This window comes from Dyella koreensis, from assembly GCF_044904565.1.
Lineage (GTDB): Bacteria > Pseudomonadota > Gammaproteobacteria > Xanthomonadales > Rhodanobacteraceae > Dyella_D > Dyella_D koreensis.
In genome coordinates, this window is record NZ_JADIKD010000012.1 from 165,271 (window position 1) to 179,228 (window position 13,958).

The 13,958-nt window shown below is 63.8% G+C and carries 12 protein-coding genes; 9 read left to right on the forward strand and 3 right to left on the reverse strand.

Going from position 1 to position 13,958, the window contains the following annotated elements; all coding sequences use genetic code 11:
- Window positions 1-18: 18 nt before the first annotated feature.
- Window positions 19-648 carry a TetR/AcrR family transcriptional regulator gene (locus ISS97_RS16090; RefSeq protein WP_379983598.1) on the reverse strand — a complete coding sequence of 210 codons (630 nt, stop codon included), beginning with the start codon at window positions 646-648 and terminating at the stop codon, window positions 19-21.
- Between the two features lie 282 nt (window positions 649-930).
- On the opposite strand from ISS97_RS16090, the gene ISS97_RS16095 reads away from it, so the two are divergent.
- Complete coding sequence (locus tag ISS97_RS16095) at window positions 931-1,593, forward strand: DUF3313 domain-containing protein (RefSeq protein WP_379983597.1); 663 nt, start codon at window positions 931-933, stop codon at window positions 1,591-1,593.
- A gap of 79 nt (window positions 1,594-1,672) precedes the next feature.
- Here ISS97_RS16095 and ISS97_RS16100 read toward each other — a convergent pair whose 3' ends face one another.
- Window positions 1,673-2,419: a glucose 1-dehydrogenase gene (locus ISS97_RS16100; RefSeq protein WP_379983596.1), complete on the reverse strand. Its 747-nt coding sequence runs from the start codon at window positions 2,417-2,419 to the stop codon at window positions 1,673-1,675.
- Window positions 2,420-2,520: 101 nt separating this feature from the next.
- On the opposite strand from ISS97_RS16100, the gene ISS97_RS16105 reads away from it, so the two are divergent.
- A complete protein-coding gene (locus ISS97_RS16105) occupies window positions 2,521-2,898 on the forward strand; it encodes an ArsR/SmtB family transcription factor (protein WP_379983595.1) in 378 nt (125 codons plus the stop codon).
- Between the two features lie 180 nt (window positions 2,899-3,078).
- Here ISS97_RS16105 and ISS97_RS16110 read toward each other — a convergent pair whose 3' ends face one another.
- A complete protein-coding gene (locus ISS97_RS16110; protein ID WP_379983594.1) occupies window positions 3,079-3,702 on the reverse strand; it encodes a TetR/AcrR family transcriptional regulator in 624 nt (207 codons plus the stop codon).
- A 135-nt stretch (window positions 3,703-3,837) separates the two neighbouring features.
- Here ISS97_RS16110 and ISS97_RS16115 point away from each other — a divergent pair, with 135 nt between their 5' ends.
- The 7 genes from ISS97_RS16115 (at window position 3,838) to ISS97_RS16145 (ending at window position 13,958) form a co-directional block, all read left to right on the forward strand.
- On the forward strand, window positions 3,838-4,974 hold the full coding sequence (locus ISS97_RS16115) for an efflux RND transporter periplasmic adaptor subunit (protein ID WP_379983593.1): 1,137 nt from the start codon (window positions 3,838-3,840) through the stop codon (window positions 4,972-4,974).
- Complete coding sequence (locus ISS97_RS16120) at window positions 4,971-8,168, forward strand: efflux RND transporter permease subunit (protein WP_379983592.1); 3,198 nt, start codon at window positions 4,971-4,973, stop codon at window positions 8,166-8,168. Before ISS97_RS16115 ends, ISS97_RS16120 begins: the two co-directional genes overlap by 4 nt.
- The gene (locus ISS97_RS16125; protein WP_379983591.1) at window positions 8,165-9,625 is read left to right on the forward strand and encodes an efflux transporter outer membrane subunit; all 1,461 of its coding nucleotides are present in this window, start codon (window positions 8,165-8,167) and stop codon (window positions 9,623-9,625) included. The genes ISS97_RS16120 and ISS97_RS16125 overlap by 4 nt, the downstream gene beginning before the upstream one ends.
- Before the next feature lie 294 nt (window positions 9,626-9,919).
- Entirely contained in the window at window positions 9,920-10,915 is a 996-nt protein-coding gene (locus tag ISS97_RS16130; RefSeq protein WP_379983590.1) for a sigma 54-interacting transcriptional regulator, read from the forward strand.
- 343 nt (window positions 10,916-11,258) lie between these two features.
- Window positions 11,259-11,528: a hypothetical protein gene (locus ISS97_RS16135; protein ID WP_379983589.1), complete on the forward strand. Its 270-nt coding sequence runs from the start codon at window positions 11,259-11,261 to the stop codon at window positions 11,526-11,528.
- Between the two features lie 33 nt (window positions 11,529-11,561).
- Window positions 11,562-13,151 (forward strand): phage tail sheath family protein, encoded by a 1,590-nt coding sequence (locus ISS97_RS16140; RefSeq protein ID WP_379983588.1) that lies wholly within the window; start codon window positions 11,562-11,564, stop codon window positions 13,149-13,151.
- A gap of 279 nt (window positions 13,152-13,430) precedes the next feature.
- Window positions 13,431-13,958 carry a phage tail protein gene (locus ISS97_RS16145; RefSeq protein WP_379983587.1) on the forward strand — a complete coding sequence of 176 codons (528 nt, stop codon included), beginning with the start codon at window positions 13,431-13,433 and terminating at the stop codon, window positions 13,956-13,958.

Consider the following 13,958-nt stretch of genomic DNA (forward strand, 5'->3'; position numbering starts at 1 on the left):
GCTGCCGGCGTTTTTGTTTTAGCCGGCGTCCTTTTGCGGCGCCGAGCCTGCCAGGAACATCTCCACGGCGCGTTTGCACATGCGCCGGATCGCTGGCAGTGCGATCGGCGTCGTGTGGCGCTGATACATCCGCGCATTGGTCTCGGCCGTAATGAGCGCCAGCAGTTGGCGTGCGCTTACGCCGGCATCGCCGCGTTGCAGTAGGCCGAGGCTCATCGACTTCTGCAGCAGCCGGGTCAGGGCCGCGATGCACTCGTCGGGACCCGACTGGTGGAACAGTTCGCCCACGTCGGAACGTCCCGCTTCGGCGATGACCATCCGGTTGATGGCGATCGCCTTGGTGTCGTTGGTCAGTACCAGCAGGATCTGCTCCGCAAAGTGCAGTAGCGCGGCCTTGAGTTCCGCCTTGTCCTTGACCGTCGCCGGCAGTTCCTGCGTGGCTTCCGCGAGGTGGTCGGTGGCGAACGAACGCACCACCGCACTGAACAGTTCTTCCTTCGAAGGAAAGTATCCGTAGAGCGTGGCTTTCGAGCCGCGCAGGCGCTTGGCCAGCTCGTTCATCGACGCGCCTTCATAGCCGGATTCCTGAAACAGCGTGGCCGCCGCTTCGATGATCGCTTCGCGCTTGGCTTCGGTTCGGACTTTCATGCGGGCTCCATAAGCGAACCCAACTGTACATTTTTCTTGACGGGAACGAAAATTGCCGCCTATGATGAAAACCGTACCGTACGGTTTCGTTATCGAGCGGTACGGCCGGATAGCAGCCGGTCGTCGGGCGTTCCATCTCTCGCTATCGCGACGCCGTGCCTGGCCTCGCGGTAGCCATCGTTTTTTGAAGAAAACAGCAGCGCGACCCAGCAGTGCGTGTTGTCACGCGCTGACGGGGAAGTGTTTGCCTTTACCTAGCTCAATCAATCTGGGAGCCATCGAATGAAAGCTTCAACCGCGTTGCGTCAGGTGGCTATGGCAGCCATCTGTCTCGCCCTGGGGGCCTGCGCCACCACCCGTCCCATCAATTACTCCGGGCTGGAGTCCTCGCCCGAACTGCAGCCGAATCCCGACGACAGCTCCGGCCGCGTGCCCTATGCCTATACGCCGGAGGTGGACTGGCATCGCTACGACAAGGCCATCGTTGAGCCGGTGACGATCTATCGCGGCCCGGACAACCAGTTCGAGAAAGTCTCCGAACAGGACAAACAGGATCTGGCCGACTTCATGCGGACGAAGTTCGGCGAAGCGCTGTCGACGCGCTTCGGCCTGGTGAACCGTCCGGACCAGCGCACTCTGCTGGTGAAACTGACGCTGACAGGGGCCAAGGCCACCAAGCAATTCGTTGGCACGGTGACCAAGTTCGATCTGGCTGGCGGACCCTACAACGTGGTGCAGTCGATCCGCGGCAAAGAGGGCGCGATGTCAGGCTCGGTGAGCTACGCGGTGGAGATCTATGACGCCTCCAGCCACCGCCTTCTTAATGCGTATGTCGCAAAACAATATCCCAATGCCATGAACGTCAAGGCCACCTTCGGCGCGCTGGGCGCTTCAAAAACCGGCATCAAAAAAGGTGCGGACGACCTGATGGCACGGCTGGACTGACGCGACAGTACCGGGTCAAACACGCGAAGGGCGCCACATGGGCGCCCTTCGTTTGGACGTCTATCGACTAACTTTGGGATCAGCGCACGCCGCCGCCGGCATACAGCTTCTCGCCGGTCAGCCAGTACGAGTCATCGGAAGCCAGGAACACCGCGATCGAGGCGATGTCGCTCGGCTGGCCGATGCGGCCCAGCGGGGTCTGCGACACTGCCCAGGTTTCGAAGTCGGAACCGATGAAGCCGGCCGAATGCGTGCCTTCGGTTTCGACCATGCCGGGGTTCAGCGCATTGACGCGGATCTTGCGCGGACCGAGTTCGCGCGACAGCACGGCGGTGATGGCATCCACCGCACCCTTGGTGGCGGTGTAGACCGAGCCGCCGGTGGGCGCGATGCGGGTCACCAGCGAGCCGATGTTGATGACGCTGCCGCCTTCACCGAGGTGTTTCGCCGCGGCCTGGGTGGTCAGCAGCAGACCGAGCACGTTGACGTTGAACTGCTTGTGATAGTGCTCTTCGGTGATCTCTTCGAGCGGGGCGAACTCATACACGCCGGAGTTGTTGACCAGCACGTCCAGCCGGCCGAACTCCTTGACCGCCGCATCGATGATGGCCTGCGCATCGGCCGCTTTGGAGACGTCGCCCTTCACGGCGACGGCCTTGCCGCCGGCCTTGGCGATCTCCGCCACCACGGCTTCGGCGCCAGTCTTGCTGGACGCGTAGTTGACGACGACCGACGCGCCTGCGGCGGCGAGCGCCTTGGCAATCGCGGCGCCAATACCCTTGGATGCGCCGGTGACGACGGCGACTTTGCCTTTCAGCTTGCTCATGACGGTTCCTGTAGACAGGTGAGTGAGGGTGGTTCAATGTTTCAGTAGTTCGTAACATGTGAACTATGGAACTAAGAGTCAAGGGCCGATACAATGAATCCATGAAACCCCTGGTCCACCCATCGATCGACGACGTCACCGTGGAGGGCATCCTCCATGCGCTGGCCGACCCCGTGCGCGTGGCGATCTATGCGGAGATGGCCGGCTCGGCATGTGCCCTCAATTGCTCGACCTTCCAGAAGGTGAGCGACCGCGACATTCCCAAATCCACGCTTTCACAGCATTTCCGCGCCTTACGCGAGGCCGGCCTGATCCGCAGCGAGCGGCGCGGGGTGGAAATGCACAACACCACGCGCTGCACAGAAATCGAGCGACGTTTCCCAGGCCTGCTTGCCGGCATCATGAATGCGTACAAGGCACAGGTGATGGAAAAGGCGCGCAAGGCGGGGCGCAAGCCGTCCTCAAGAAAGACCGCGTAGGAGCGCACCCTGTGCGCGACAAGCCGGCAGGATTGCCGGTTTGCACGGCGAAGCCACCCAAAGGGCGAGGGCCATGGATGGCCCGAGTGAAAGCCCTGCGTCAGCAGGGCAGCAGCTGGAACGATGAAGAGCGCGGTCCTTTCGGACCGTTTCGCGCACAGGGTGCGCTCCTACAAGAAATCAGCGGAAGAACGTGGCGCTGAACATGGCCGCCAGCGCGGCCTGGGCCTTGTCGTCGGGCAGCTCGTTAGGCATGCAGGCATTGAAGAAGCGCATGCCGTCGATCAAGGACATGGTGCCAAAGGCCAGGTCGGCGGCCGGGGCGGGTGGCGTCTTTTTCATCATGGCGCAGAACTGCGTGATGAAATACGCGATGACGTCGCGCTTCTCCAGGCATAGCGCGTTGAAGCGCGTGCGGAACTTGGCGTCGCGCAGCGCGTGCAGCCGGGCCTCGGCCCACAGCGCGAAATTGTTGTCGTCGCGATAGCACTCGGCATAGAACACCGCGAGCTGCTGCTGGGTATCTTCGATTGATAAACCCGCATCCAGGATCTGCTGCAGCTGATCCTGGATGTCGTCGTGATCGCGCTTCAACAGCTCGATGAACAGGTCGGTCTTGCTGTCGAAATTCGAATAGAACGCGCCGCGGGTATAGCCGGCGCGCGCCGCGATGTCTTCCACGCTGGTGGCGGGCAAGCCCTTTTTCGCAATGATCACCGCCGCCGCGTCGAGCAGACGCTGGCGGGTCTGGTCGCGGCTTTCCTCACGGGTAAGTCGCTTGCGGGGAAGGGTTTTACGGGACATGCGCGCATCCTAGCACGAGGTGACAAATGTCATCATTTGGATTCTTTGTTGAATTCAAATACAACTATGTATTAGTGTTCGCCACTGAATCCCCGATGGGCGCGCCTGCGCGCCGGTCTTCCCCTGGAGTGGCCCATGACTCAGCACGATCAAACCGCCCCCGGCGGCCTGCGGCTTCGGCCGTTGTGGCTGCTTGGCACGACCCTGGCGGTCGCCGCCTTGTCCGCTTGCGGCGGCAAACCGCCCGAGAGCGAAGCGGCGCGGCCGGTGATCGCACAACCGGTGACCACTGCGGACAGCGCGCAGGCGCTGCGTTTCCCCGGCGAAATCCACGCCCGCTACGAGATGCCGCTGTCGTTCCGCATCGGTGGCCAGCTGATAGCGCGCTATGCGCGCCTGGGCGACACAGTGAAGAAGGGCCAGCCGCTGGCCCGGCTCGACGATGCCGATGCCAGCAAGACCCAGGCGTCTGCCCAGGCAGCACTCGATGCCGCCGAGCACCGCCTGGTCTTCGCCACCCAGCAGCGCGACCGCGATGAAGCGCAGGCCAGGGAAAACCTGATCAGCCGTCTCCAGCTCGAACAAACCCGTGACGCCTACGCCGCCGCGCTGGCCGGCCGCGACCAGGCCAGGCAACAGCTCGCGCTGAGCCAGAACCAGTCGCGCTACACCACCCTGGTGGCCGACCGCGACGGCAGCATCACCAGCGAGCAGGCCGAAGTCGGGCAGGTGCTTGCCGCTGGCCAGGCGGTGTTCGGCTTTGCCTGGTCAGGCGAGCGCGATGTGTTCTTCGACGTGCCGGAAGATCGCTTGTCCGATGTCGCGACGGGGCAGGTGGCCACGGTGAATGTGCTGGCCTTGTCCGGCAAACCCATCGCGGCGCGGGTGCGCGAGATATCGCCTGCCGCCGATCCGCAGGCGCGCACCTATCGGGTCAAGGCCTCCATCGACGAGCCCGGCGCGCAACTGCGCCTGGGTATGACCGCCGATGTGGCGCTCGCGCCGGCGGCGAACCAGGGCAAGTCGGTGCGCCTGCCGGCCACCGCGCTGTTCCACCAGGGCGAGAAGACCGCGGTGTGGGTGGTACGCGCCGAAGATTCCAAGCTGGAACTGCGCCCGGTCAGCGTGCTGCGCTACGGCGAACGCGATGTGCTGGTGAACTCCGGCCTGAACGCCGGTGAGCGCGTGGTGATGCAGGGCGTACATACCGTCTCCGCGGGCGAGAAGGTGCAGCCGGTGGCGCCGCCGCATCCGGAGGACGCGCCGCTATGAGTTCGCCCACACAGAACTCCTCCGGGCACGAAGAAGGGCGCTTCAATCTCTCCGCCTGGGCACTGCGCCATCAATCGCTAGTGTTCTTCATCATGATCATGGTGGCGCTGTTCGGCATGCTGTCGTACAGCCGCCTGTCGCAGTCCGAAGATCCGCCGTTCACCTTCAAGGTGATGGTGATCCAGACCTTCTGGCCCGGCGCCGACGCCAAGCAGGTGCAGGAACAGGTCACCGACCGCATCTCGCGCAAGCTGCAGGAAACACCGTCGATCGATTTCCTGCGCAGCTATTCGCGCCCTGGCGAATCGCTGATCTTCTTCAACATCAAGGACTCCGCGCCGGCCTCCAGCGTGCCGGATACCTGGTACCAGGTACGCAAGAAAGTCGGCGACATGGCGGTCCAACTGCCGCAGGGCGTGCAGGGGCCGTTCTTCAATGACGAATTCGGCGACGTCTATACCAATATCTATGCACTGGAAGGCGACGGCTACACCCCGGCGCAGCTGCACGACTACGCCGACCAGCTGCGCACGGAACTGTTGCGCGTGCCCGGCGTCGCCAAGGTCGATTACCTCGGCGACCAGAACCAGCGCATCTTTATCGAGATCCCGAATGCGCGGCTGTCCAAGCTCGGCATCAGCCCGCAGCAGATCGCACAGGCGATCAACCAGCAGAACGCAGTGGCCGCAGCTGGCGTGCTCACCACGGCCGACGACCGCGTGTTCGTACGCCCCACCGGTCAGTTCAACGACCTGGATGCGCTGAAGAACACGCTGCTGCGCATCAACAACCAGACGCTGCGCCTCGGCGACATCGCCACCATCCGCCGCGGCTACGACGATCCGCCGACTCAGCAGATGCGTTTCATGTCGCAGCATGTGCTCGGCATTGGCATCACCATGCAGCCGGGCGGCGATGTCATTCAGCTCGGCAAGGCGCTGGACAAGGCCACCACCGATCTGCAGAAACGCCTGCCTGCCGGCCTGAAACTGGCCGAAGTCACCAGCATGCCGCATGCGGTTTCGCATTCGGTGGACGACTTCCTGGAGTCGGTCGCCGAGGCCGTTGCCATCGTATTGCTGGTGAGCCTGCTCAGCCTGGGCTTCCGCACCGGCATGGTGGTGGTGATCTCGATTCCGTTCGTGCTGGCGGCGACCGCGCTCTGCATGGAACTGCTTGGCATCGGCCTGCACAAGGTTTCGCTGGGCACCCTGGTGCTGGCTCTGGGCCTGCTGGTGGATGACGCGATCATCGCCGTGGAAATGATGTCGGTGAAACTGGAGCAGGGCTGGAGCCGGATGCGCGCCGCCGCCTTCGCCTATACCAGCACCGCGTTCCCGATGCTTACCGGCACCCTGGTGACTGTTTCCGGTTTCCTGCCGATTGCATTGGCCAAGTCCGGCACCGGTGAATACACACGCTCGATCTTCGAAGTCTCCGCCATCGCACTGCTGGTGTCGTGGCTGGCGGCGGTGATCCTGATTCCGCTGCTTGGCTATTACATGCTGCCCGAGCATCACGAGCGCGCGAAGCCGGGCAAGGAGTGGTGGGCGCGCGTGTTGCCCAGGCGCTGGAACGATGCGCGCGCCGCCAAGGCGGCTGCCATCGTGCATCACGAAGGCGATATCGAGATCTACGACACCACCTTCTATCGGCGCTTCCGCGGCTGGCTGGATTTCTGCCTGCGGCACCGCTTCCTGGTGCTGGCCTCGACGGTCGTGCTGTTCGTGATTTCGCTGGCCGGTTTTGGTCTGGTGCCGAAGCAATTCTTCCCCAGCTCGGATCGTCCGGAGCTGCTGGTCGATCTGCGTCTACCGGAGGGTGCCTCGTACGACGCCACACTGACTCAGGTGAAGCGTTTGGAAGCCGCGATCAAGGACCGCAAGGAAGTCGCCAACTACGTCAGCTTCGTCGGCAGCGGCGCGCCGCGCTTCTATCTGCCGCTCGACCAGCAATTGGCGCAGCCCAACTTCGCGCAGTTCGTGATCACGGCGAAGGATGTCGAGCAGCGCGAGCAACTGGCGCACTATCTCGACGGCATGCTGCCGCGCGAATTCACCGCCGTGCGTACTCGCGTGAGCCGGCTGGAGAATGGCCCGCCGGTGGGCTTCCCGGTGCAGTTCCGCGTCAGTGGCGACGACATCGCTACCGTGCGCGGGATTGCCGAACAGGTGGCTGCTGTCGTGCGTGCGGACCCGCGCACCAAGAACGTGCAGTTCGACTGGGACGAGCCGGCCGAGCGCTCGGTGCGTTTCGAGATCGATCAGATCAAGGCCCGCCAGCTCGGCATCAGCTCGCAGGATGTCGCCAACTTCCTCGCCATGTCGCTGTCCGGCACCACGGTGAGCCAGTACCGCGAGCGCGACAAGTTGATTGCCGTCGATCTGCGTGCGCCCAAGGGCGATCGCATCCATCCCGACCAGATCGAACGGCTGGCTGTGCCCACGCCCAGCGGTGCGGCGATTCCGCTGGGCCAGCTCGGTAAGGTCAGCTACGGGCTGGAGTACGGCGTGATCTGGGAGCGCGATCGCCAGCCGTCGATCAATGTGCAGTCGGATACGCGCAATGGCGCGCAGGGCCTGGATGTCACCAACACCATCGACAAGCAGCTCGACGAGGTGCGCAAGCACTTGCCGGTCGGCTACCGCATCGAAGTGGGCGGTTCGGTGGAACAGAACCAGAAGGCGCAGGGTTCGATCAATGCGCAGATGCCGCTGATGGTGATCGCCGTGCTGACCCTGCTGATGATCCAGCTGCAAAGCATCGGCCGCACCTTCATGGTGGTGCTCACCGCGCCGCTGGGCCTGATCGGCGTGATCGTGTCGCTGCTGATGTTCCGCCAGCCGTTCGGCTTCGTCGCCATGCTCGGCACCATCGCCATGTTCGGCATCATCATGCGCAACTCGGTGATCCTGGTGGACCAGATCGAGCAGGACATCCAGGCGGGGCATCCGCGCTGGGAAGCGATCGTCGGCGCCACCGTGCGGCGCTTCCGTCCGATTACGCTCACCGCGGCCGCCGCCGTGCTGGCCCTGATCCCACTGTTGCGCAGCAACTTCTTCGGTCCGATGGCGACCTCCCTGATGGGCGGTATCACCGTCGCCACTGTACTGACCTTGTTCTATCTGCCGGCGCTGTACGCCGCATGGTTCCGCGTGCGTGCCGACGAGCCGAAGCAGGAGATGACGCCATGAGTTACCTGAGCATGAAACACACGGCGACGGTCGCCCTGATCTCCACCGCACTGGCGGCCTGTTCATTCGCGCCGCCAGCCAAGCCGCCCGCGCAACCGTCGCCGGCCAGCTATACCGTCGAGCCGGTGGCGGACCACAGCGCCGAAGCAGGCGGCGTTGCGCAGCGTTTTGCCCTCGGCGCGCGCGCCGTGCCGGAGTGGTGGCGCTCGTATGGTTCGGACACGCTCAACAGCTGGGTCGAGGAAGGCTTGCGCAACAACCCTTCGCTCGATGCCGCAAAGCACACCCTGGAAGCTGTGCACCAGCAGTTCCGCGCCGAAGTCGGCGAAGCGCTGCTGCCGTCGCTGGATGTGGGCGGACAGGGCAATCGCCAACGCGCGCTCGGCATGCCGAAGTTCGGCCCGCCGACCAATCTCTACAACGTCTACGCCGGGCAATTGAACCTGAGCTACACCTTCGATCTGTTCGGTGCGGCGCGCTATGGCGTGAGAGAGGCGGCGGCGCAGGTCGATCTGCAGTCGTATGAGTTCGATGCCGCGCGGCGCACGCTTGCGGCGAATATCGTGGTGACCGCCATCAACGCCTCGGCCCTGGCCGAACAGCTCAGCGCCAGCGAACGTCTGGCGGCACTGGCGCGCGAACAGGCCGGTCTGACCGAGCGCGCGTACCAGCTGGGCTCCGCGTCGCACGACGATCTGTTAAGCGCGCAACAGAATGCCGCGTCGCTGGAAGCGTCTTTGCCACCACTACGCATCCAGGCACAACGCAGCCGCCATGCCTTGGCGACCTTACTGGGCCGCACGCCCGATCAGGCGCCTGCTGCGTTGCCCCTGTCGCAATGGAAGCTACCGGCGGAGGTGCCGGTAAGCGTTCCTTCCGATCTGCTGCAACAGCGTCCGGATGTGATGGCGGCCGAGGCGGCGGTGCATGCCGCGTCCGCGCAAGTGGGCGTCGCCACCGCCAATATGTTCCCGCGCATCTCGCTGTCCGCTTCGCTAGGCACTGCTGCTTTCAAGACAGCCAATCTGTTTACTGGCGTCGGCGAGGTGTGGAGTGTCGGTGCCGCGTTCGCTCAGCCGCTTTTCCATGGCGGCGCGCTGCGTGCCCAGCGCAAGGCGGCCATCGCGAATTACGACGCTTCGGTGTCACAGTACAAACAGACGGTGCTCAACGCCTTCCAGAACGTCGCCGATTCCCTGGTCGCGCTGAACCAGGATGCGCTGGCCCTGCAGTCCGCACAATCCGCGGCCTCGGCCGCGCGTGAATCCTTCGACCACAGCCAGGCCCGCTACAAACTCGGCGCGGTGTCGTATCCGACGACACTGGCCAGCGAGCAGCGCTGGCAGAACGCGAGGCTGTCGGATATCCAGGCTACTGCGGCGCGGCTCAGCGATACCGCGGCATTGTTCCAGGCGATGGGCGTCCAGCCGTCCGAAACGCCTCTGGCGAAAGACTAAGTAACGCGCGCCATAGTCAGTTTGACGCAAGCCAGCGGCCTCTCTTTCGGCGAAAGGGAGGCCGCAATGTCAACGTCATGTGCATGACTGGCGCTTCGTACTAGCGAAGGTGGTGTAGGGGAATTCTCTAAATGATCACCAGCGCACATCTCTATAACTTTCATCAGATGGGATTGTGCGATCGCGCCGAGCATACTCCCCCGGGTCGCCGCCCAACCCCTTGATCCAACGGATATCTCACCGTCTGGTGGCGATGACCTGTCACGGCTCGATAGGCTCCAGGGAGGAGCGACGATGTCGGTCATGCTCGGCCACTCAAAAGCATTTCTGCTGATGCGCACGCAGCTGCATCGGTATGCCGGATGCGACGTGCAGGTGTTGATCGAAGGCGAGACCGGAACCGGTAAAGAACTCGCCGCACGCGAGATCCATTACGCCAGCGAACGCCGCGACCGACCCTTCGTGCCGGTCAATTGCGGCGCGCTGCCGGACAATCTGATCGAGAACGAACTGTTCGGCCATGAGCGCGGCGCCTATACCGATGCCAAAAGCGCGCAGCCGGGCCTGATCGACCACGCGCGTGGCGGCACGCTGTTCCTGGATGAGGTCGATACGCTCTCGAGCAAAGCGCAGGTCACCTTGTTGCGCTTCCTCGAGAACAGCGAATACCGGCCGGTGGGTGGTTGCGTGGCGCGTATCTCGAGTGCGCGTGTGATCGCGGCCACCAACGGTTGCCTGAATACGCAGGTCGCCGCCGGCCTGTTCCGCCGCGATCTGCAATACCGGCTCAATGCCTTGCATGTCCACTTGCCGCCGTTGCGCGAACGTACGGGCGATGTGCCGATGCTCGCCGAACATTTCCTGCGAGTGGTGGCGCAGCGACTGGGCGGACCCGTCAAGCAATGGACGGGCGCCGCCTTGCAGGTGCTGGACACACACCGGTGGCCGGGCAATGTGCGCGAGCTCGAGAACGTCGTACTGCGCGCCTACCTCGGCACGGAAGATGCGTTGATCGATGCGTCGATGCTCAGCGAGTTGATCGTCGCTACCGAACCGGATGCCACCAGCCAGTGCGAAGATGGATGCCCCGAAGAGGCCGACCTGCACTATCTGGAGGCGAAGCATCACGCCATGCACACGTTCGAACGCGGCTACCTGGTGAGCCTGATGAAGCGCGCGCAAGGCAATATCAGCGCCGCGGCGCGTCTTTCCGGCACTGAGCGGCGACAGCTGGGCAAGCTGCTAAAGAAACACGGCATCGCAACGGCGCCGTTTCGCTTTCAGAGCTAGCTGCATTTTTGGCGGAGCACGCCGGTTAGGGATTGCGTCAGATCTCAGCTACCCCCTCACTGTCGTCATTCCGGCGAAGGCCGGAATGACGAGATGTGGCGCTTTTTGATCGGGTTGAGATTCGACGCTGATCAGGCGAGCAAGAACGAGAGCGCATAGCTGAGGCACTCCGTTAATCAACACGCCGGGTATTCACGCACCCACCTGCGCGCATGAAACCGGGTCAACTCGCACCCGGCGCAGCGCGCACAACGCGCACATCTCCATTACTGGCGCCACTTCCTGGCGCACTCGGCGCTGGCATGCGTATTGCCTGAGACGTCCTCGGACGTGGAGGTGTCGCATGAGCCATCAGCGGACCAACGACGAAGCCGATCGGCCGGAGGTAGAGCGTGCCGTGCTTGCGTATCTGGAGCGACATCCGGATGCGGCCGACACGCTCGACGGCATCGTCAGCTGGTGGTTGCCGCAGCAGCGCTACGAGATCGAGCGCCAGCGCATTGAGAAAGCGCTTGGCCATCTGGTTGCGCTGGGCCGGCTTCGCTGCGATCGCCTTCCCGGCGGCGACGTGCTGTACGCACTGAACCGTCCCGACCCACCGGCCTTGCATTGACCGACGCACCCTGACATCACCGAGGAAACTGCTATGCCAGCCACCCTGAGTTATCCAGGCGTCTATATCGAGGAGATTCCCAGCGGTGTTCGCACCATCACCGGCGTGGCGACGTCGATCACCGCCTTCGTCGGCCGCGCGGCCAAGGGGCCGGGCGACGCGGATGGTCCGGTCATCATCAACAGTTACGGCGACTACGAGCGCACTTTCGGCGCGCTCGATCCCGCGTATCCGATGGGCTATGCGGTCCGCGATTTCTATCTCAACGGCGGCGCGCAGGCGGTGATCGTGCGCTTGTACAAGGGCGACGCCAGCAAGGCCAAAGCGCAGTTCGCCATTACCAACCTGCCGCTGGAGGCCGCTTCGGCCGGCATCTGGGGCAATCAGCTGCGCGTGCGCGTGGACAATCACGTCTCGGCCGATGTGGCCGCCTTGTACGGGTTGACCGCCGCCGACCTGTTCAACGTGACCGTGCGCGACATGGCGAGCGGTGCGCAGGAAAGTTTTCTCAATGTCAGTGTGAAAGAGAGTCCACGCCGCGTCGATCGCGTGCTGCAAGCCGGTTCCTCGCTGATCCGGGTGGCGGCCAGCCTGAGTCTGCCGGCGACCACGCCGCCGGCAGCCATGACCGACACCGTGCCGGCCGGCAAGACGGTATGGGACCAGGACGGCACCTCCAGCGGCGTTTCCACCAATGGCAATGACAGCGCACCGCTCGACACCTCGACCTACAACGGCGACCCGAATGCGAAGACCGGCATCTATGCCCTCAAGAAAACGGATCTGTTCAATCTGCTGTGCATCCCGGCGGACGTGCGCGGTGGCGACACCGACAATGCGGTGTACCAGACCGCACTGGCCTTCTGTGTGGAAAGGCGCGCCTTGCTGATCGTTGATGCGCCCAGCTTATGGAGCAATCCCAGCAGCATCGACGCGTCAAAGGTCTCAGGTCTGGGCCTGACCGGCACGGCCGCACGCAATGCCGCGCTGTTCTTCCCGCGTGTGATCCAGTCCGACCCCGCGCGGCAGGGCCAGCTCGACACTTTCGTACCCTGCGGCATCGTGGCCGGCATCATGGCGCGCACCGATACGCAGCGCGGCGTGTGGAAAGCGCCGGCCGGACTGGATGCCGCACTGAATGGCGTGCAGGGCCTGAGCGCGGTGCTCACCGATGGCGAGAACGGCTTGCTCAATCCGCTCGGCGTCAATTGCCTGCGCAACTTCCCGCTCGCGGGGCCGGTGGTGTGGGGATCGCGCACGCTACGCGGCGCCGATCTGCTTGCCGACGAATACAAATACGTGCCGGTGCGCCGGCTGGCGTTGTACATCGAGGAAAGCCTGTTCCGCGGCACGCAATGGGTAGTGTTCGAGCCCAACGACGATCCGCTGTGGGCGCAGATCCGCCTCAACGTGGGCGCCTTCATGCACAACCTGTTCCGCCAAGGCGCCTTCCAGGGCAAGACGCCGAACGATGCCTACTTCGTCAAATGCGATGGGGAAACCACCACGCAGAACGACATCAATCTGGGCATCGTCAACATCGTAGTCGGCTTCGCGCCGCTCAAGCCCGCCGAATTCGTGGTCATCCAGCTGCAGCAGATGGCCGGCCAGATCCAGACTTAGGAGCCTGTTTATGGTCTCCCCGTGGCCCGCGTTGCCGTTGAATGGTTGCCAGGTGGTAGCGCGTGGCGCTGCGCCCGGCTGGCTGCCAGGTCAAGCCGCGCGCTGCCGCATGGCGGCCATTCAACGGCAACCCGCCGGGCCGGGTCGGTTTGCCCGCAGCCCTGCGTCATCACTCAGTCGTGCACGGACGTGCACTCCTTCGTTCTTCCTTGTTCTGCGCGCAAACCGATCCCGGCGCGGGCTACGGGGAGACCATAAACAGGCTCCGAGGACAATGTCATGGCTCAATTCAGCGTCAATGCGCAGCGCTTCGATCCGTACAAGAACTTCAAGTTCCGGGTGAAGTGGGATGGCCGCTACGTGGCCGGCGTCAGCAAGGTCTCCGGCCTCAAGCGCACCACCGAGGTGGTGAAGCACCGCGAGGGCGGCGACCCCAGCAGCAGCCGCAAGTCGCCCGGCCGCACCGAGTACGAGGCGATCACCATCGAGCGCGGCGTCACCCACGACCCGGAGTTCGAGAAGTGGGCGAACAAGATATGGAACTACGGGGCAGGGCTCGGCGCGGAAGTGTCACTGAAGGACTTCCGCAAAGACCTCATCCTCGAGGTCTACAACGAAGCCGGCCAACTCACGCTCGCCTATAAGCTCTACCGCTGCTGGGTATCGGAGTACCAGGCGCTGCCGGATCTCGATGCCAATGCCAACGCCGTGGCGATCCAGCACATCAAGCTCGAGAACGAGGGCTGGGAGCGCGACGTCGGCGTGCAGGAGCCGACCGAACCCAGCTTCACCGTGCCGGCCGGTTGA